The 19001-nt window shown below is 68.5% G+C and carries 22 protein-coding genes and 1 tRNA gene; 3 read left to right on the top strand and 20 right to left on the bottom strand.

The window, feature by feature from the left end; translation table 11 throughout:
* From RAC69_RS06595 to RAC69_RS06580, 4 genes are all read right to left on the bottom strand, one after another.
* Complete coding sequence (locus RAC69_RS06595) at window positions 1-1377, bottom strand: cystathionine beta-synthase (RefSeq protein ID WP_375085996.1); 1377 nt, start codon at window positions 1375-1377, stop codon at window positions 1-3.
* An 88-nt stretch (window positions 1378-1465) separates the two neighbouring features.
* The gene (locus tag RAC69_RS06590) at window positions 1466-2428 is read right to left on the bottom strand and encodes a carbohydrate ABC transporter permease (RefSeq protein WP_375085995.1); all 963 of its coding nucleotides are present in this window, start codon (window positions 2426-2428) and stop codon (window positions 1466-1468) included.
* The gene (locus RAC69_RS06585) at window positions 2428-3567 is read right to left on the bottom strand and encodes a carbohydrate ABC transporter permease (protein WP_375085993.1); all 1140 of its coding nucleotides are present in this window, start codon (window positions 3565-3567) and stop codon (window positions 2428-2430) included. Before RAC69_RS06585 ends, RAC69_RS06590 begins: the two co-directional genes overlap by 1 nt.
* 107 nt (window positions 3568-3674) lie before the next feature.
* Entirely contained in the window at window positions 3675-4994 is a 1320-nt protein-coding gene (locus tag RAC69_RS06580) for an ABC transporter substrate-binding protein (RefSeq protein WP_375085991.1), read from the bottom strand.
* A 273-nt stretch (window positions 4995-5267) separates the two neighbouring features.
* Here RAC69_RS06580 and RAC69_RS06575 point away from each other — a divergent pair, with 273 nt between their 5' ends.
* The gene (locus tag RAC69_RS06575; RefSeq protein WP_375085989.1) at window positions 5268-6272 is read left to right on the top strand and encodes a LacI family DNA-binding transcriptional regulator; all 1005 of its coding nucleotides are present in this window, start codon (window positions 5268-5270) and stop codon (window positions 6270-6272) included.
* A 112-nt stretch (window positions 6273-6384) separates the two neighbouring features.
* On the opposite strand, the gene rplL is transcribed toward RAC69_RS06575, so the two are convergent.
* Together rplL and rplJ are read right to left on the bottom strand one after the other, a co-directional pair.
* Entirely contained in the window at window positions 6385-6765 is a 381-nt protein-coding gene (rplL, locus tag RAC69_RS06570; protein WP_096715155.1) for a 50S ribosomal protein L7/L12, read from the bottom strand.
* A gap of 48 nt (window positions 6766-6813) precedes the next feature.
* Window positions 6814-7302 (bottom strand): 50S ribosomal protein L10, encoded by a 489-nt coding sequence (rplJ, locus tag RAC69_RS06565; protein WP_375085988.1) that lies wholly within the window; start codon window positions 7300-7302, stop codon window positions 6814-6816.
* A 444-nt stretch (window positions 7303-7746) separates the two neighbouring features.
* Here rplJ and RAC69_RS06560 point away from each other — a divergent pair, with 444 nt between their 5' ends.
* Window positions 7747-8427, top strand: coding sequence for a YqaJ viral recombinase family protein (locus RAC69_RS06560; protein WP_375085987.1), 681 nt, complete (start codon window positions 7747-7749; stop codon window positions 8425-8427).
* 19 nt (window positions 8428-8446) lie between these two features.
* Here the strand turns inward: RAC69_RS06560 and RAC69_RS06555 are convergent, their stop codons facing one another.
* The 6 genes from RAC69_RS06555 to RAC69_RS06530 all read right to left on the bottom strand — a co-directional run bounded on the left by RAC69_RS06555 (window position 8447) and on the right by RAC69_RS06530 (window position 12746).
* Window positions 8447-8968, bottom strand: coding sequence for a hypothetical protein (locus RAC69_RS06555; RefSeq protein ID WP_375085986.1), 522 nt, complete (start codon window positions 8966-8968; stop codon window positions 8447-8449).
* Window positions 8965-9729: an LPXTG cell wall anchor domain-containing protein gene (locus RAC69_RS06550; RefSeq protein WP_375085984.1), complete on the bottom strand. Its 765-nt coding sequence runs from the start codon at window positions 9727-9729 to the stop codon at window positions 8965-8967. Before RAC69_RS06550 ends, RAC69_RS06555 begins: the two co-directional genes overlap by 4 nt.
* On the bottom strand, window positions 9726-10322 hold the full coding sequence (locus tag RAC69_RS06545; RefSeq protein WP_375085983.1) for a S26 family signal peptidase: 597 nt from the start codon (window positions 10320-10322) through the stop codon (window positions 9726-9728). The genes RAC69_RS06550 and RAC69_RS06545 overlap by 4 nt, the downstream gene beginning before the upstream one ends.
* 53 nt (window positions 10323-10375) lie before the next feature.
* Window positions 10376-11035, bottom strand: coding sequence for a SipW-dependent-type signal peptide-containing protein (locus RAC69_RS06540; protein ID WP_375085981.1), 660 nt, complete (start codon window positions 11033-11035; stop codon window positions 10376-10378).
* A gap of 2 nt (window positions 11036-11037) precedes the next feature.
* The gene (locus tag RAC69_RS06535; RefSeq protein ID WP_375085980.1) at window positions 11038-11676 is read right to left on the bottom strand and encodes a SipW-dependent-type signal peptide-containing protein; all 639 of its coding nucleotides are present in this window, start codon (window positions 11674-11676) and stop codon (window positions 11038-11040) included.
* A 197-nt stretch (window positions 11677-11873) separates the two neighbouring features.
* Window positions 11874-12746, bottom strand: a complete 873-nt coding sequence (locus RAC69_RS06530; protein ID WP_375085979.1) for a LysR family transcriptional regulator ArgP — start codon at window positions 12744-12746, stop codon at window positions 11874-11876.
* A 70-nt stretch (window positions 12747-12816) separates the two neighbouring features.
* Here RAC69_RS06530 and RAC69_RS06525 point away from each other — a divergent pair, with 70 nt between their 5' ends.
* A complete protein-coding gene (locus tag RAC69_RS06525; protein ID WP_375085977.1) occupies window positions 12817-13470 on the top strand; it encodes a LysE/ArgO family amino acid transporter in 654 nt (217 codons plus the stop codon).
* 52 nt (window positions 13471-13522) lie between these two features.
* Here RAC69_RS06525 and RAC69_RS06520 read toward each other — a convergent pair whose 3' ends face one another.
* From RAC69_RS06520 to RAC69_RS06485, 8 genes are all read right to left on the bottom strand, one after another.
* Window positions 13523-14326, bottom strand: coding sequence for an amino acid ABC transporter ATP-binding protein (locus RAC69_RS06520; RefSeq protein WP_375085976.1), 804 nt, complete (start codon window positions 14324-14326; stop codon window positions 13523-13525).
* Window positions 14313-14978 carry an amino acid ABC transporter permease gene (locus tag RAC69_RS06515; RefSeq protein WP_375085975.1) on the bottom strand — a complete coding sequence of 222 codons (666 nt, stop codon included), beginning with the start codon at window positions 14976-14978 and terminating at the stop codon, window positions 14313-14315. Before RAC69_RS06515 ends, RAC69_RS06520 begins: the two co-directional genes overlap by 14 nt.
* Before the next feature lie 3 nt (window positions 14979-14981).
* Window positions 14982-15800 (bottom strand): transporter substrate-binding domain-containing protein, encoded by an 819-nt coding sequence (locus RAC69_RS06510; RefSeq protein ID WP_375085973.1) that lies wholly within the window; start codon window positions 15798-15800, stop codon window positions 14982-14984.
* Between the two features lie 172 nt (window positions 15801-15972).
* Complete coding sequence (gene rplA, locus RAC69_RS06505; RefSeq protein ID WP_096715141.1) at window positions 15973-16662, bottom strand: 50S ribosomal protein L1; 690 nt, start codon at window positions 16660-16662, stop codon at window positions 15973-15975.
* Between the two features lie 11 nt (window positions 16663-16673).
* Window positions 16674-17105 (bottom strand): 50S ribosomal protein L11, encoded by a 432-nt coding sequence (gene rplK / locus RAC69_RS06500; RefSeq protein WP_025102337.1) that lies wholly within the window; start codon window positions 17103-17105, stop codon window positions 16674-16676.
* Between the two features lie 191 nt (window positions 17106-17296).
* Window positions 17297-18391 carry a transcription termination/antitermination protein NusG gene (gene nusG, locus RAC69_RS06495; RefSeq protein ID WP_375085971.1) on the bottom strand — a complete coding sequence of 365 codons (1095 nt, stop codon included), beginning with the start codon at window positions 18389-18391 and terminating at the stop codon, window positions 17297-17299.
* Between the two features lie 40 nt (window positions 18392-18431).
* On the bottom strand, window positions 18432-18707 hold the full coding sequence (gene secE, locus RAC69_RS06490) for a preprotein translocase subunit SecE (RefSeq protein ID WP_096715139.1): 276 nt from the start codon (window positions 18705-18707) through the stop codon (window positions 18432-18434).
* A gap of 40 nt (window positions 18708-18747) precedes the next feature.
* Window positions 18748-18820 (bottom strand) — tRNA-Trp (locus tag RAC69_RS06485).
* Between the last annotated feature and the right edge of the window lie 181 nt (window positions 18821-19001).

Here is a 19001-nt window from a genome sequence, read left to right as displayed (position 1 = left end):
TCAGCGCGACAGGTACGACAGCAGATCCTGCCGCGTGAGCACGGTGTGCGGGCGGCCGCCCTCGGTCACGAGCAGCGCGTCGGCGTCGGCGAGCGCGGCGCGCGCCTGCGCGATGGGAGCGTGGATGCCGATGAGCGGCAGCCTCTCCCCGACGTGTTCGCCCACGGCATCCGTCGCCTTCGCCTCACCGCGGAAGAGCAGGTCGAGCAGGCCCTTCTCGTCGACGGTCCCGACGACTTCGCCCATCATCACGGGAGGCTCGGCGCTGAGCACGACGAGCTGCGACACCTCGTATTCGGTGAGCAGGCCGATGGCCTCGAGCACGGTGTCGGTGGGGTGCGCGTGCACGAGGTCGGGGATGCTCTCCCCCTGTCGCGTCGCGCGGGCCGCGAGCACATCGGCGACCGTCTCGCCCTCCTCGACGTCGCTGAACCCGTAGGAGCGCATCCATCCGTCGTTGAAGATCTTGCTCAGGTATCCGCGCCCGCCGTCGGGCAGCAGCACCACCATGACCGCCTCGGCCGGCAGCGCGCGGGCGACGCGCAACGCACCCACGACCGCCATGCCGCTGGATCCGCCGACGAGGATTCCCTCCTCGCGGGCGAGGCGCCGCGTCATCGCGAAGGCCTCCGCGTCGTCGACCGCGACGATCTCGTGCGGGACGGCCGGGTCGTACGCACCGGGCCAGATGTCCTCGCCCACACCCTCGACGAGGTACGGGCGGCCGGTGCCGCCGCTGTAGACGCTGCCCTCGGGGTCGACGCCGACGATGCGCACCCGGCCGCCGGAGACCTCGCGCAGGAATCGACCTGTGCCTGTGATCGTTCCGCCGGTGCCCACGCCTGCGACGAAGTGCGTGATCTCGCCGTCGGTGTCGCGCCAGATCTCCGGCCCCGTGGTCTCGTAGTGGCTGCGTGGACCGTTCGGGTTCTCGTACTGGTTGGGCTTGAACGCGCCGGGGATCTCCCGCGCCAGCCGGTCGCTGACGCTGTAGTACGACTCCGGACTGTCGGCGGCGACCGAGGTGGGCGTCACGACGACCTCCGCGCCGTAGGCTCGCAGCACGTCGATCTTGTCCTCGCCGACTTTGTCCGGCACGACGAAGACGCACGAGTACCCTCGCTGTTGCGCGACGAGCGCGAGCCCCACTCCCGTGTTGCCGCTCGTGGGCTCGACGATCGTGCCGCCCGGCTTCAGCTCGCCCGAGGCCTCGGCCGCGTCGACGATCCGCGAGGCGATGCGATCCTTCGCGGACCCGCCGGGGTTGAGGTACTCCAGCTTCACCAGCACGGTGCACTCGATGCCCTCCGTGACACGCTGGAGCTTCACGAGGGGCGTGTCGCCGATGAGGTCGACGACCGAGTCCGCATACTTCATGTCTTCAGGGTAGACGTGAGGATGCCGCGACCGGGGCCGTGTTGCGCCCGGTCGCGGCATCTGTCATCGACGTTTGCGTCGTCGCACGTCAGCCCTTCGTGGAGCCCGCCAGCAGGCCTCGCACGAAGTAGCGCTGCAGCGCGAAGAACACGATGAGCGGGATGATGATCGACACGAAGGCGCCTGCGGTGAGCAGGTACCAGTCGTTGCCGCGCGTTCCGGTGATCTCGGCCAGCAGCTTCGTGATCGGCGCCGCGGCGCCGTCGGCGAAGACGAGGGCCACGAGCAGGTCGTTCCAGACCCACAGGAACTGGAAGATCGCGACAGACGCGATCGCCGGCATCGTGAGCGGGAGCACCACGCGGAAGAAGATCTGTCCGCGCGAAGCGCCGTCGACGCGTGCGGCCTCGATGATCTCACCCGGGATCTCCGACATGAAGTTGTGCAACAGGTAGATCGCGAGCGGCAGCGCGAACATCGAGTGCGCGAACCACACCTGCGCATAGCCCTGCGATGCGTCGAGCGGTAGCGTGACCTGCAGACCGAACAGGTTGATACCCCGTGAGAACGAGCTGAGCAGCGGCACCAGGGCCATCTGGATCGGCACGATCTGCAGCGCGAACACGAAGATGAACAGCGCGTTGCGGCCCTTGAAGTCGATCCAGGCGAAGGCGTACGCCGCCATCGCCGCGATCATCAGCGGGATCACGGTCGCGGGGATCGTGATCGCGATCGAGTTGATGAACGACTCGAGGATCGTCAGCTGCGTGGTGCCCGACTGCAGCACCTGCACGTAGTTGTCGAACGTCACCTGCGGGTTGGTGAAGAACTCCCACCAACCACTGGACTGGATCTGGTCGCGGGGACGGAACGACGAGATGAACAGCCCCAGCGTCGGGATGGTCCACAGCACCGCGATGACGATGGACCCGACCGACGCCCACGGACGCGAGAGGCGCTTGCGCGCGCGTCCCGCCGCTGCGTCGAATCCGCCGCCCGTCGTGATCGCGCGGGTGGAGGCCGGTGTCTCGGTCTTCAGAGTGTCGCTCATCATCGCACCTCCCGCTGCTTCTTGATCTGTCTGGCGTTGTAGATGACGATCGGCAGCACGAGGACGAAGAGGATGACCGACAGCGCCGCGCTGCGACCTGCCTCGAACTTCGAGAACTGCGTGTACATCTCGTTCGCCAGCACCGAGGTGCCGTAGTTTCCCGCGGTCATGGTGCGGACGATGTCGAACACCTTCAGCGAGGCGATGGAGATCGTCGTGAGAACCACGATGAGCGCCGGACGGATCGACGGGACCGTGACCGAGCGAAACCGCTGCCACGCGTTCGCACCGTCGAGCTCGGCCGCTTCCAGCAGCTCGGCAGGCACGCCCTTGATGGACGCCGAGAGCACAACCATCGCGAAACCGGTCTGCACCCAGATGAGCACGACGATGAGGAACAGGTTGTTCCACGGCTCGTTGAGCAGCCACTGCTGCGGCGTGCCGCCGAACCAGACGAGGATCTGGTTGAGCAGACCGATCTGCTTGAAGTCGCCGCCGCGGTACTCGTACATGAACCGCCAGATGATGCTCGCGCCGACGAACGAGATCGCCATCGGCATGAACACGAGCACCTTGTAGATCTTCTCGCCGCGGGTGCGGTCGATGAAGACGGCGTAGGCGAGACCGACGATGGTCGACACGGTCGGCACGAGCAGCACCCAGATGATCGAGTTGACGACCGAGGTGATCCCGTCGGACTGGGTGAAGATCCACGTGTAGTTCGCGAACCCGACGAAGTCCTTGCCCGACGAGTTCAGGAACGACGCGTACATCGTCTGGATCGACGGGAGGATGAGGCCGACGAGCAGCAGGAGCATCGCCGGGGCCATGAAGGCCACGAGCTGGATCAGGTACCCCGCCCCGTCGCGGGACCGGTAGTCCAGGAAGAAGAACACCGCTCCGACCAGCACGGCGACACCCATCGCCCAGTAGTAGGAACTGAAGAAGAACATCACGGCGAGCGGGATGAGCAGGCACATCGCCAGCCGCACCCACGTGTAGATCGCCCCTCGGCGCGGAGCGACGTCCACGAGGAGGAGGATGACGGCCACGACCACCGCGAAGGCGATGACCACGACCACTGCTTGAAGGATCGGAGGAAGAGTCCCGATCCACTGGAAGAATGCTGTCGCGTTCACGGATTCCCCTTCATGACGCGTGCGGATCATGCCCGCACGTCGATGTGCGGGCCACGGGATCAGAAGGAGGGCCGCCCCGAGAAAAGGGGGCGACCCTCCTCATCCGATCAGCTGGACGGCCAGCCGGTCTCGATCTGCGTCAGGACCTCGTCGGTCGAGGTGCCGTTGACCCAGGCCACGATCCCCTTCCAGAACGTGCCAGCGCCGACGGCACCGGGCATCAGGTCGCTCGCGTCGAAGCGGAAGGTGGTGTCCGGGTCCTGGAGGATCTTGATGGTCTCCTGGAGGATCGGGTCCTTCGCGTTCGCCGGGTCGAGGCCGTTGTTGGCCGAGGTGACGCCGCCGAGGCTCACGCGGCTGTTGGCCCACTCGGGGCTCGACAGGTACGCGAGGACCTTCTGCGTGGCCTCCTTGTCGGTGAACGCCCCGACGATCTCACCGGCACCGGTGACGGCCTTGTCGTCAGCGGACTCACCCGGGAGCATGAACGCCCACACGTCGCCGTCCTCGGCGATCTCGGTGCCCTCCGGGAAGAAGCCCGACAGGAACGAGGCCTGGTGCGTCAGCGCGCACGTCCCCCCGGCCAGAGCCGGAGCCACGTCGCCGAAAGCGGTCGAGTTGATGGAGCGCACGTCGCCGAATCCCGCGTTCACGTTCGACGGGTTGAGCAGGATCGATCCCACCGAGTCGAAGGCGGTCTTGATCTGCGGGTCGGTGAACGGGATCTCGTTGTCCACCCACTGGTCGTACACGTCGGGGCCCGCCTGACGCAGCACGTAGTCCTCGACCCAGTCGGTTCCGGGCCAGCCGGTCGCGGTGCCGGATTCGAAGCCGGCGCACCAGGCGGGCCCGCCGATCTTCGACTGGATCGTCTCCGTGAGGGCCTGCATCTCGTCGAGGGTCGTCGGGACCTCGACGCCCCACTCCGCGAACTTCGCCGGCGAGTACCAGATCCAGCCCTTGACGTTCGCCATGAGCGGCGCCCCGTAGAAGGTACCGTCGACGGTGCCGTAGTTCACCCAGTCCTCGGTCCAGTACTCGTTGGCGTTCTTCTCGACCTCTTCGGGCGCGGGCTTCAGGTAGTCGCGGTTCGCGAAGTCGGCGAACAGACCCGGCTGCGGGAAGATCGCGATGTCCGGCGGGTTGCCGCCCTGGGCACGGGTGCCGAGCTGCGTCTCGAAGTCCTGACTGCCCTCGTACTTGATCGTGATGTCATTCTCCTCGGCCCAGTCCTTCCAGGACTCCTGGAGGAGTTCGGCCTCGGAGTCGACGATCGTGCCGTAGATCGTGACGGTGTTGTCTCCGCCGCCGTCGCCGCCGCTGCCGCCGCCCGGTGCGCCGGGAGCACCGCAGCCCGCGAGCGCGATGCCCGCGACACCCAGGAGGGCGATCGGCGCGTAACGCCGAGAACGCTGTGACAGACCCATGTGAATTCTCCTCTTCGAGTTTCACGACTCCCGGTTGATCGCGCCGCCCCTCGGCGCAGATCGGGAACCGATTCCACGCAAACATACCGGCGCCCCGCTCCGCGGCACAACACACGATCATCACAAGCTTGCAACCATTCCGCACGGGGCCCCCGCTCGCATGGGAGCGCTCCCGGGACGATTGTATGGAACCGGTTCCCTTCACGCGCCCGACGAGCTACCATGTCATCCGCGCACGCTGATGTGAGCACAGGCCCGGGTCGAGGAGGACCGATGAGCACGATCGCTGACGTCGCGGCGCGTGCCGGTGTGTCCAAGGCCACCGCCAGCCGCGCCCTCACCGGTCGCGGCTACGTCTCCGAGGAGACGAGACGGCGGGTGTCGAACGCCGCGGACGAGCTCGCCTACGTGGCCCACTCCTCCGCCACCAGCCTCGCCACCGGTCGCACGCAGACCGTCGGCGTCATCATGCCCCCCGTCGACCGCTGGTTCTTCGCCGAGCTGCTCGACGGCATCCAGGAGTCCCTGTTCGCCCTCGACTACGAACTGGCGCTGTACGGCATCCGCGAGGGCAGCGAGACGCGCGAGCGGCTGTTCGACACCGTGCTGCCCGGGCGCCGCTTCGACGGGATCATCGCCGTCGGCATTCAGCCCAGCGCGCAGGAGCTGGAGCGGCTCCACCGGTCGGAGCGGCCTCTCGTGAGCGTCGGGCCGTACAGCGAGGGGTCCAGCGCCGTGTCGATCGACGACGTCGCCGCAGGTCGTATCGCGACGGAGCACCTCATCGACCTCGGTCACACGGACATCGCCTTCGTCGGAGGCTCGAACGATCCCGGCCGGCTGAGCTTCGGTGACGCACGACGCATCGACGGGTACCGCGAAGCGCTCAGCGCCGCAGGACTGTCCGAGCGCGCACGTATCGCAGACTCGCCGCCCACGATGCCCGGCGGATATGCGGCCGCCGTCGAACTGCTCGGCGACCGGCGCGCACGCCCCAGCGCCGTCGTGGGGGTCTGCGACGAGACAGCGATCGGAGCCATGATCGCCGCGCGACGACTCGGGATCGCAGTGCCGACCGAACTCAGCGTCGTCGGGATCGACGACCATCAGCACGCCGAGATGTTCGCGCTCTCCACCATCAAGCAGTCACCACGCGAACAGGGTCACGAGGCCGTGCGTCTGCTGCAGCGTCAGATGGAGGAGCCTGATTCGCCGCTCGAGCGGTGCGTGACGGCATCCGTGCTGGTGGTGCGCAGCTCGACCGCCGCGCCGCGCTGAACCGGCCGCCAGCGGCGTCGGAACCCGAGCGCAGACGCACGAAGGCCCCGGGGCGACCCGGGGCCTTCGCAGACGTTCGGGAGGAGGTGCGAGCACCTCGACCCGGACGGGATTACTTGAGGGTGACCGTCGCGCCGGCCTCTTCGAGAGTGGCCTTCGCCTTCTCGGCGGTCTCCTTGTTCGCGCCCTCGAGGACGGCCTTGGGAGCGCCGTCGACGACAGCCTTGGCCTCGCCGAGGCCGAGCGAGGTGAGCTCGCGGACGGCCTTGATGACCTGGATCTTCTTGTCGCCTGCAGCCTCGAGGATGACGTCGAAGGAGTCCTTCTCCTCGACCTCTTCCGCGGCGCCGGCGCCGCCGGCGCCGGCAACGGCGACGGGTGCGGCAGCGGTGACCTCGAACTTCTCCTCGAACGCCTTCACGAAGTCGTTGAGCTCGACGAGGGTCAGGCCAGCGAACTGCTCGAGCAGCTCCTCGGTGGAAAGCTTCGCCATGATGTATCTCCTAGATAGATGGGGTTGTTGTACGAGAACGTCGGACGCTTACGCGGCCTCGGCGGTCTCGAGCTTTTCGCGAAGCGCGTCGATGGTGGCGGCAGCCTTGCCCATCGTCGCCTTCATCATGCCCGCAGCCTTCGCCAGCAGAACCTCACGGCTCTCGAGCGAGGCGTACTTGTTGACCTCGTCGGCGGTGAGGGCGTTGCCCTCGAAGATGCCGGCCTTGATCACGAGAAGCGGGTTGGCCTTGGCGAAGTCACGAAGAGCCTTGGCAGTGGCGACGAAGTCACCGTGCACGAACGCGACGGCCGACGGACCCTTGAGGTCGTCGTCCAGTGCGGTGATGCCGGCCTTGTTGGCGGCGATCTTGGTCAGCGTGTTCTTCACCACGGCGTACTCAGCGTCCTGACGGATGCTGTTGCGCAGCTGCTTGAGCTGGGCAACCGTCAGACCGCGGTACTCGGTCAGCAGAACGGCAGTCGAGTCCTCGAATGACTTCGTGAGCTCGGCGACCGATGCATCCTTCTGCGCCATGGTCACTCCTTGGTGTGTACGAGGCGCCTCACGGCGGTGAGGCACCGACCTCGACCGCGTGCAACAGAAAAGCTCCGGCGCAAGCGCACGGAGCTTCGGAGAGTTCGTGTCCTGCGCGGGCCCCTGCTGAGCAGAGCTTCGATCGTTCGTGTTCGCACACGCACGATGACCAGCGGTCTTCGGTTACCCCCACTCTACCTCACGTGCGCGCGCCTCCCAAATCCCGTCGCGATTCCCGACGCCTCCCCGTCCGCTCTCCCTCACACGGACGCCGAGACCCGCGGCGCGCGACGGTGTGCTCGGTGGGTGCGGACGGAGGAGGTGGGTCTCGGCGAACGCGGGTTCGGGACGGGACAGGAGAGGACGGGAGGACGGAACAGCAGGGGGATGCCGCGGACGGCGTGTACGGCGGCGCGGGTCGGCAGCCGGGGTTAGGCTCGTGAGGTGACCCCGGAACTCCAAGCGCGCATCGTTGCGGACTCCCGCGACCGCGTCGCCTGGATGCGCGCGAGATCGCGCGGGATCACCGCCACCGACGTCGCCGGGCTCACGAGCGCGAACTCCATCGCCCGCGCCGCCGACTCCAAGCTGGGCGGCGGTCCGCGCTTCGGCGGCAACGCCTACACCGACCACGGCCGCCGGCGCGAGCCGGAGATCGCGGCCTGGGTCGCGGCGACGCACGGCATCCTCCCCTCGTCCGCGCTGTTCCGCGCCGAGGTCGAGCACCGTCATCTCGCCACCCCCGACGGCATCGCGGTCGACACGGCCGGGCGCATCGAGCTCGCCGAGATCAAGACGACCAACAAGGCCTTCCGCGGCATCCCCCGCACCTACCTGCGTCAGGTGTGGTGGCAGCAGCACGTGCTGGGCGCCGAGCGCACCCTGTTCGTATGGGAGGAGCACGTCGACTTCGCCCCGGTGCACGACGAGCCCCGCTGCGTCTGGATCGACCGAGACGACCGCGAGATCGCCAAGCTCGTCGGCCTCGCCACCGAACTCATCGACGAGCTGTACCGGCGGACGACCGGTCAGCAGGTCCCCCGCAGGTTGCCGGTCGCCACGACCAGCCGCCGGGAGCACCTGCGCGAGCGCGACGCGTTCCGCGCCCTGGCACTCGCCGACTGAGCTCGGCCGCGCACCGACGTCAGGTGCAGGTCGCGCCGAGCCCGGCGAGCGTCATCGAGAGCTGTCGCGAGACGCCGACCGATACCCAGGCCGTTCCGGCCAGGAGGTTGTTGACGGTCAGCGTCGTGGTACTGCCGAGCAGGTTGGTGATCAGGCTGCTGAGCAGCGTCTGCGACAGCACCGCAGTGTGCGTGTAGACCCCGCTCGACGGACCGGAGGTGCTGATGTTCGATGCCGGGACGACCGCCGTGGTCGCCCCCTGCGTGAGCGTCAGTCGCACCCCGCTGGCCGGGTAGATCGACGTCCACACGAGCGTCACGCCCTGGAAGATGCCGAGCGCGTTGTTCGTGATCGTGCACGCGGTGATGGTCGCCGGCGGCACCGTGAACGACGTGAACGTGCTGGAGGCCGCGTACTCGAGGTCGGTGAAACGGGCGTCGACCTGCTGCGTGCCCCCGAGCGCGCTCGCCCCCGCGAGGACGCTCACGCCGAGGATGCCGGCGAGCAGCCGCCGCCGTGATGCACGAGCTCGCGCGGTCACGGCGCTACCTCCGCATCCCGGCCCTCATCCCGCGAATCCGGCGCACCCCGCGCGCCCCGCGAATCCAGCGCACCCCGCGCATCCTGCGAAGCCCGATCACTCCGCGCATCCCGCCGGCCACGCCCCCGCCGCCGGATGCGCCCCGCGAGCAGCACCGCCCCGGCGCCGACCAGCACGATCCCGCCGACGAGCATCCCCACGGGCGCCGTTCCGCCGGTGGTCGGGAGGGTCGGCAGCCCGCCGCCCGCGTCGGCGACGACCGCGTCGCCGACCCCACGGGCCGAGACGCGCACGTCGGTGAAACCCGGCCCGTCGTCATCGCCGCCCATGGCCACGCGCAGGCGCAGGTGCGCGGTCTGCGTCGACGGGAAATCGACGAGCACGGCCTCGCTGCCGTCGCGCGGGATGGTCCACGATGTCGCGAGCACCGTGGCGCCACCCGGGCAGGCACCGTCGGTCCAGGGCTGCAGACAGAGCTCCGCATCGAGGAGCAGGGGCGCCGCGCCGGTCGCACTCACGGCGAGCGTCACGGTCCCGGGGTCGACATCGGCGTCCGCGCTGACCGCCACGTCCCACACCACCGATTCGCCGGGGAGCAGGTTCGCGGCCTCGGCCCAGTCGGCGACGGAGACGATCCGCAGCACGGAGCCCTGCACGACCTCCGTGCTCGGCGCCGCCCAGGCCGGCGCCGCGGCGAGAGCAGCTCCCGCGGCGAGCGCGACGGCGAGCCCCGCGCCGGCCGCCGCCCGGGAGGTCGTCATTCCCGCCCTCGCTCACGCCGCCTCCGCGGCCAGAACGCCCAGACGACGAGCGCGGTCGCCGCGACCGTGATCCCGGCCAGAACGAGGGGATCGCCCAGGCCGGCGATGACCGATGCCACGCCCGGCACCGAGAAGAGCACGCGCCGCACCGAGGTGACCGCGTACGGGAACGGATCGTCGGAGGCGTTCGCATCGCCCCGCATCGTGATGATGCGCTCGTCTGCGGCGGCTCCGCCGGCGACCGAGGTGATCCGGTGGGTGATGGGCAGTTCCCCCGGCCGGTCGACGGTCACGACATCTCCGACGACCACGTCGGACGCGGGCACCCTCTGCACGACGGCGACCGATCCGGCGGGGGTCGTCGGGGACATCGACCCGGTGCGGAACATGATGAGCGTGACCTGCAGCGCGAAGGCGAGCACGACCAGCGCGATGCACACCGCACCCGCGGCGGCGGCGATCCACAGCGCCGAGTCGACGAGGAAGCGACCTACGCCGCGGGGCTCGCGTGCGGTCGGCGCCGCGGCCGAGCCCTCGGCCATCCGCTCTGCCGAGCGTTCGCGCCGTTCCCGACGAGTGGTCGGTGTGCTCATCTCCCCTCCTCTCCTCGCGCCATCTGCATGCGTCGCCCTCGAGATCCGTCCCGCTACGACGACGTGCCCTGGATCTGCCACGTCTGCGTCATCGTGAGCCCCTGCGCCGCGTTGACCACGGTCGTCGGAAGCGTCACCGCGACGCAGTAGTTGAGCTGGTTGCCGCCGTTCGCAGCGACCACCTGCGGCACGGACGTCGTGGCCGCTCCCCCGACCGTGAGCGGCGATCCGTCTGCGACGATCACGCTCGAGGCGCCGGATGCCGCGGCGTAGGTCGCGGCCGTGCACGACTGACTCGGCGTTGTGGCCGTCGGCACGAGGCGCACGCCGTACGTGAGGTACGTGGCGAGACCGGTGCCGCCGGGTGTGCCGGCGGTGAGCTGCAGGGTTCCCGCCGCCGACGGGGTGGCGGTCTTGACGCTGAACAGCGCGTAGGTCGTCGTGCCGGGCACCATGGCGGTCGGTGCGACGGCGAAGCTGAGCGCCGCGGCGGCACCGGTGGTGGCGTGGTTGGAGAACGTCGCCCCGTCGGTGGCGCCCACGATGTCGAAGCGTCCGGCGGTGAACGTCGACGACGCGTACTCGGAGTCGTTCCATGCGGCGAGGGTCATCGTCGCGCCGACGCCGAACACGAGCCCGCCCGCGAGGACGGCCCGGATTCGACGGGAGCGCAGTCGCTTCCTCTCCCGCATGCGTCTGCGGGTGTCGGCCATGATCAGTCTGAGACGGAGGTGGCTGTGAACTCCCACGTCGCGGTCGCCGTCGCGCCCTGGGTCAGCGCAGCACCCGCCGTGACGGCGAAGCACAGCTGCACGGGTGCACCGGCCGTGCCGGGGGCGGTTCCCTCAGCGAGCGGCACCGATGTCGCTCCGGTCTGGGCGCTGAGCGTCGCTCCGGACGCGACGACGGTTCCCGTGGCCCCTGCCCCGCAGGTCGCTGCGGCGCCGATGGTGGTGACGGTGTACGACAGGTTCGCCTCGTTGCCGCCGGTTCCGGCGGTGATCCCGGCGGGGACCAGGGTCGCCGCGTTCGTCGTCGTGGCGTCGAGTCGTACCCAGAACGGCGCGTAGACGACGTCGCCCGGCGACATCGACGCGGCGACGGCGGGCAGTTGGAACACGAGGGATGCCGCAGCATCGCCGTTGTCGATGTTGTGGTCGTCGTACCCGGTGGTGGCGCTCGTGGTCGAGCCCTCCAGGTTGAACGATCCGGCGCCGAACGTGCCGGTGGCGAACTCGGAGTCGTTCCAGGCGGCGAGCGTCACACCGACGCCCACCCCCAGCACGACGCCTCCGGCGAGGACGGCGAGAACCTTCCTCCTGCTGTCCGTCCTCCTGGTGTCCGTGGTGACCATGTCTCTTCCCCCTCAGGAATCGAGAGTGCGCGGACGAGGTGGACGATCTTCCCTCAAAGACCGATGCCTGCACACTCTTTCGTCTTGCATGCGCCTCGACGAAACCGCTCCCACAAGACACATGCCCGTTCATCAGATTGAATACCTATTCAATCGAGGATGCAACGGCCTGTCGCAGAACGGATCGCAGACGTCCGTCAGGGGGCGAGCACGCGATGTGCCTCCTCGGCCACCTCGGCGGCGATCGCATCGAGCAGCTCGGAGCGGAGGTTCCACTGCTGCCAGTAGAGAGCGACCCGCAGCGGAGGACCGCCGAGATCGACGAGTCCGCCCTCGTCCTGCAGCCGCGGAACCATCCCCCACCCCAGCCCGAGCCGGACGGCGAGCGCATAGTCGTGGGATGCCGGGACGTAGTGCCGCGGAACTCCCTGAGCGGTCACGCCCCTCGCCGCGAGCCACTCGTGCTGCAGCGTGTCTCGACGGTCGAAGTCGACGAACGGCGCCGTCGCGAGCGCCTCGCCGGTCACCCCGTCCGGGAACCAGCGCTCGGCGTAGCGGGGCTCGGCCATCGCCCGGTACTCCAGCACCCCGAGCGGCGAGACCGAGCACCCGGCCACCGGCGTCGCCTCGCTCGTCACCGCCGCCATGACCGTGCCCGACTCCAGCAACCGCGCGGTGAAGTTCTGGTCGTCGCGGTGCAGGTCGACGTCGATATCGTGCGTGCGCGACAGACGCGCCAGCGGGGCGAGGAACCACGTCGCCATCGAGTCGGCGTTCACCGCGAGCGGGATCCGCGGCCGAGCCATCCCGCCGTCCAGTCCCAGCCCGCCGAGCGCGTCGTGCTCGAGGAGCGCCGCCTGCCGGGCGAGCCGCACGACGGCCTCCCCCGCCTCCGTGAGCCTGGCCGGCTTCGCACGGACGACCAGAACGCGGCCGAGCTGCTGCTCGAGGCTCTTCAATCGCTGACTCACGGCCGACGGCGTGATGCGCAGCACGCGGGATGCCGCGTCGAGGGTGCCCTCGTCGGCGACGGCGGCGACCGTGGCGGCGAGTTCCGGATCAATTCTCACATCAGCCACGCTAATGGTTCACAAGGAATCCTCGCTGGTGCTCATGATCGCCGACACCTAGCGTGAAGACATGCTCTCGGTCCTCTCGGGTCTCGGACTCGGCCTGTCGCTCATCGTCGCCATCGGCGCACAGAACGTCTTCGTGCTGCGCCAGGGCATCCGCCGCGAGCACGTGCTGCCGGTCGTGGTGATCTGCGCGCTGTCCGACGCCCTCCTCATCGCCGCGGGGGTCGCCGGCCTCGGTGTCGTGATCTCGGCCGCACCGTGGCTCGTCGACGTCGCACGCTGGGCCGGCGCGCTGTTCCTGCTCGGCTACGGACTCCTCGCCGCACGCCGTGCCTGCCGCGGCGGCGAACAGCTGCGCGTCGACGACGCGCCGACGACGGGTGCCGCATCCGACGGCGCGACGACAGCCACCGCGACGCGCACCGCGCTCGCCCCGGTACTCCTGACCGTCCTCGCGCTCACCTGGCTCAACCCGCACGTGTACCTCGACACCGTGCTCATGCTCGGATCGATCGCCGCCACCCACGGCGATGACCGGTGGCTGTTCGCCGCCGGGGCGATCGTCGCGAGCATCCTGTGGTTCACCGCGCTGGGCTTCGGGGCGCGCTATCTCGGTCGCTGGCTGCGCCCGGAGCGCTCGTGGCGCATCCTCGACGGGATCATCGCTGTGGTCATGATCGCGCTCGCGATCAGTCTCGTCGCGCCTCTGTTCGCCTGACGCCGCACGTCTGACACCGGGCGTCAGATCTCGGGCGTCCGGTCTCGGGCGCTCACTCCCCGTCGAGCGGGCGCAGGATGCGGGTCAGGAACCGCTGCGTGCGCTCCTGCCGCGGAGCGCCGAAGATGTCCTGAGGGGCGCCCTCCTCGACGACGACCCCGCCGTCCATGAACAGCACCCGGTCGGCTGCCTCGCGCGCGAAGCTCAGCTCGTGCGTGACGACCACCATGCTCCACCCTTCGTCGGCGAGTTCCTTGATGACCAGCAGCACCTCTCCCACGAGCTCCGGGTCGAGGGCACTGGTCGGCTCGTCGAAGAGCAGCAGGTCGGGCCGCAGGGCCAGCGCCCTGACGATGCCGACGCGCTGCTGCTGCCCGCCCGAGAGCTGGTGCGGGCGGGCGTTCTCCTTGTCGGCGAGCCCCACGCGCGCGAGCAGGGTGCGCGCCTCGGCGATCACCTCGGCCTTCGGCCTCCCCTGCACCCGCCAGGGTCCCTCGATGACGTTCTCGAGCACCGTGAGATGCGGGAACAGGTTGTGGTGCTGGAACACCATGGCCGACCGGTCGCGCAGAGCCAGGCGCTGCTGGGCCCGCTTCCGCCTGCCTCTGCCGTCCGCGTCGGCGAAGTCGATCCGCGGTCCGCCGGCGACCTCGATCGTTCCGGCATCCGGCGTCTCGAGTCCGTTGAGTGCGCGGAGCACCGTCGTCTTGCCCGACCCGCTGGGACCGATCAGCACGACGACCTCACCGCGGTGCAGCCTCAGATCGATCCCGCGCAGCACCTCGTTGTCACCGAAGCGCTTGTGCAGCCCTCGAGCGGCGAGCAGCTCCCCACCCGTTCCGTCAGTGCGCGACATGGCGATCGAGCCTCCTCTCCAGTGCGCTCTGCCCGAACGACAGGACGAGGCAGAACACCCAGTAGACCAGCGCCGCTGCGAGATACAGCACCATGAACTGGTACGTCGTCGACGCGATCTGCTGCGCGACCTTGAACAGCTCGGTCACGAGGATCAGCGAGGCGAGCGAGGTGTCCTTGACCAGGGAGATGAAGGTGTTCGACAGCGGCGGCACCGAGACCCGCGCAGCCTGCGGCAGGATGACGCGCGTCAGCGTGCGCGTGCGGTTCATGCCGACCGTGTAGGCGGCCTCCCACTGTCCCTTCGGTACCGAGAGGATCGCCGCCCGCACCACCTCGGCCCCGTAGCCGCCGACGTTGAGCGACAGCGCGATGATCGCGCTGGGCCATGGATCGATCGTCACGCCGATCGACGGCATCCCGTAGAAGATCACGAAGAGCTGCACGAGCATCGGCGTTCCGCGGATCACCGAGATGTAGAACCGGGCGATGCCGGATACCACCGGGTTCACCGAGATCCGCATGAGCGCCACGCCGACCGCGATGAGCAGACCGATGACGAAGGAGACGAGCGCCAGCGGCACCGTGGCCGTCAGCCCCGCGAGGGCGATCGGTCCCAGTGAGTCGAGGAACAGCTGCCAGGGGCTCTCCATGGGTTACTGGGTGACGTCGGCGCCGAAGTACTTGTCGCTGATCTCGGCGAGCGTGCCGTCGGCGCGCAGCTCCTCGAGGGCGGCGTCCACGGCCTCGACGAGCGACTTCTTGTCCTTCGTGAACACGAAGGCCTGCTCGCCGGCATCCTCGGTCTCCGCCGCGATCTTCAGACCGGTCGGGCTGTTCGTCTTCTCGTAGTCGAGGAACGTGAGCTTGTCGTTGATGGTCGCGTCGACGCGGCCCTGGCGAAGGAGCTCGACGGCCTGCGCCCACCCCTCGACACCCTCGACGTTCGCGCCCGACTCCTTCGCGAGGTCGTTCCAGTTGCTGGTGAGCGACTGGGCCGTGGTCTTGCCCTGCAGGTCGTCGAAGGACGAGATCGAATCGTCGTCCTCGGCCACCACGATCACACCCGGCGACACCGTGTACGGTTCGCTGAACAGGTAGGAGGCTTTCCGGTCGTCGTTGATGGTGACCTGGTTGGCGATCACGTCGAAGCGTCCGGCGTCGAGACCCGCGAAGATCGCATCCCACTGCGTCTCCTTGAAGTCGACCTCGAGGTCGAGCTTGTCGGCGACGGCCTGGATGATCTCGACGTCGTAGCCCGTCAGGTCGCCGGTGCCGCCGTCGCCGTGGAAGCTGAACGGGCGGTACGTGCCCTCGGTCGCGACCGTCAGCGTGCCGTCCTTCACGAGGCCGAAATCGTTCGAGCCCTCCTCCGAGGAGGAGCCGCTCTCGGCGGGCGCGGTGCTGCCGCTGCACGCGGTGAGCGCGACGGCGCCGAGGACGAGCGCGGTGACGGCGATGAGGCGACGGGACATGGATGAACCCTCCTGGGGTGGTGCGGTGCGCGGATGCTGTGGTGCGCGGAACTCACCCACAGTACGCGGGATCTCTCCGGCATCCCAGTCGGATGACGTCGGATGTCGCCATGGTGTAGGCGACGAAGAAGGCCCCCGCCGGGGCGGGGGCCTTCCTGTGAGCGCGTGAGCGTCAGATCGCGTTGACGTCCAGCGGGATGCCGGGGCCGAACGTGGTCGACACGGCGCCCTTCTGGATGTAACGGCCCTTCGAGCTCGACGGCTTGAGGCGGACGATCTCCTCGAGCGCTGCGTCGATGTTCTCGTTCAGCTGCTCGGTGGAGAAGGAGGCCTTGCCGACGACGAAGTGCACGTTGGCGTGCTTGTCGACGCGGAACTCGATCTTTCCGCCCTTGATGTCCTCGACGGCCTTGGCCGTGTTCGGGGTCACCGTGCCGGTCTTCGGGTTCGGCATGAGTCCACGCGGACCCAGGACCTTTCCGAGACGACCGACCTGGCCCATGAGCTCCGGGGTGGAGACGGCCGCGTCGAACGCGGTCCAGCCGCCGGCGACCTTCTCGATGAGCTCGGCGCCGCCGACCTCATCGGCGCCTGCAGCGATCGCCGCCTCGGCCGCGGGGCCGGTGGCGAACACGATGACGCGGGCGGTCTTGCCGGTGCCGTGGGGCAGGATGACGGTGCCGCGCACCATCTGGTCTGCCTTGCGGGGGTCGACCGAGAGCTTCAGCGCGACCTCGACGGTGGCGTCGAACTTCGACGAGCCGGTCTCCTTGGCCAGGGCGACAGCCTCGGCGGGAGTGTAGAAACGGTCTGCCTCGATCTTCTCGGCGGCAGCGCGGTAAGCCTTGGACTTCGTAGCCATGATTATCTCCCTCAGCCCTCGACCGTGATGCCCATGGAACGGGCGGTGCCGGCGATGATCTTCGAGGCGGCCTCGATGTCGTTCGCGTTCAGGTCGGCCTGCTTCTGCTCGGCGATCTGACGGACCTGGTCCTTGGTGATCTTGCCGACCTTGACGGTGTGCGGGGTGGCCGAAGCCTTCTGCACGCCGGCGGCCTTCTTGATGAGCTCCGCCGCGGGCGGGGTCTTCAGGACGAAGGTGAAGCTGCGGTCCTCGTAGACGGTGATCTCGACGGGGATGACGTTGCCGCGCTGCGACTCGGTCGCGGCGTTGTACGCCTTGCAGAACTCCATGATGTTGACGCCATGCTGACCGAGCGCGGGGCCGATCGGCGGCGCCGGGTTGGCTGCACCGGCGTTGATCTGAAGCTTGATCAGGCCGGTCACCTTCTTCTTCGGTGCCATTCTCTTTCCTTTCATCGAATCGGATGCCGCAGCACCCGCTTCTCCCACAGATCCGGCATCTCCGGACCGTGGTCGTCTGGACGCACGCGAAAGCGGCGCACAAACCACCACAGTCTACCCGATCCCGGGCGTACCCGGTGACGAGAGAAGGCCGCCCCGAGGGGCGGCCTTCTTCCTGCGACTCGTGGTCGTCAGATCATCTTGGTGACCTGGTCGAACGACAGCTCGACCGGCGTCTCGCGCTCGAAGAGCGACACGAGCACCGTGAGCTTGCCGCTCTCGGGCTTGATCTCGCTGATCGACCCGGGCAGACCCGCGAACGAGCCCTCCTTGATCGTGATGGTCTCGCCGACCTCGAAGTCGACCTCGGCCGGCAGCGGGCGTGCGACGGCGACGCCGCCCTTGGCCGCGATGTTCTTGGCGGTCGGGACGTCCTTGACCTCGACGAGCGACTTCAGCATGTTGAAGGCCTCTTCGAAGCGCAGCGGCGTCGGGTTGTGGGCGTTGCCCACGAAGCCGGTGACACCGGGCGTGTGACGGACGACCGACCAGGTGTCCTCCGTGAGCTCCATGCGCACCAGCACGTAGCCGGGGATGCGCACGCGCGTGACCATCTTGCGCTGGCCGTTCTTGATCTCGACGACGTCCTCCATCGGGACCTCGATCTGGTAGATCTCGTCCTCGACCTCGAGCGTCGACTTGCGCTGCTCGATGTTCGCCTTGACCTTGCGCTCGAAGCCGGCGTACGAGTGGATGACGTACCACTTGCCGGGGAGCATGCGCAGGTCCATGCGGAACGCCTCGTACGGGTCCTCCTCGGAGTCGACGTCGTCGGACTCCGCGGCTTCCTCGGCCTCCACGGCCGCGACCACGGGGTCGTCCGCGTCGTCGGCGTCGACGGCCGGGCGGTCATCCTCGCCGTTCACGTCGGGTCCGTCGTACGGGGTGACCTCCTCGGCCGCCTCCGCTTCCTGCTCTGCGGTCTCTTCGGCCACAGCGTCGTTGAGGACCTCAGCGGCGGCCTCGGACTCAGCCGCTTCGTCCAGGTTGAGAGCGTCGTTCACGATCGCATCCGCCTCCGGGTCGTCGATGTCGATGTCGGTGTCTTCTTCCGTGCCGGTCTCGTCGTCGCCGTCCACGTCCTCGACGTGGAGAGCCACGTGCTCGGCGGACGTGACGGAGAACTCCTCTGCGGCGAGGACGTTGCCCTCCTGGGCCTCGTCCTCCTCGCTGGACTGCTCGGCAGCGGTCGCCCAGTCGGCGTCGTCGGAATATCGTTCAGACACGGTGTTTCTTTCCAATCACTGCGGCCAGGACCGCAGGGCGTCAAGCGTCCGGAACTCCGAACACGATGTGCGTCAGCCACGCGAACAAGGTGTCCAGCCCGTAGACGATGCCCATGACGATCAGAACGAAGACGAGCACCACCGCGGTGAACTTGAACAGTTCCTTGCGGGTCGGGGTGACGACCTTGCGCAGCTCTGCGATGACCTGACGGAAGAACAGGGCGATGCTCCCGAAGAACCGGGAGATGGGGTTGCCCGTCTTCTCTCGGGTGGCGCCGGCCGCGACGACCTCGCCGCGCGGTTCGTCCTGATCCATCCTGAATGTACCTTTCGTGTGTCAGCGTTGCGCTGACGCGCAGGGCGGACAGGAATCGAACCTGCAACCTGCGGTTTTGGAGACCGCTGCTCTGCCAATTGAGCTACCGCCCTAGAGACCCTGGGTCTCGGGGTGTCGTCTCCATCCTGCCATCCGGCCCGGTCGTGTGGGCCGGGGCACGGCGAAAGAATGCAGACAACAACTGCTGGTCAAGCATACGGCATCCCTCGGCGGGTGCCGAACCGGCGGAGCAATCGCGCTGTTGCTAGGCTCGGCGGGCGGACGCAACGGAAG

Origin of the sequence: Microbacterium sp. LS_15, assembly GCF_041954735.1 — a bacterium.
In the GTDB taxonomy this organism is placed as follows: domain Bacteria; phylum Actinomycetota; class Actinomycetes; order Actinomycetales; family Microbacteriaceae; genus Microbacterium.
Note: the sequence above shows the minus strand (reverse complement) of the source record. Positions and strands in the feature narration are given on the sequence as shown.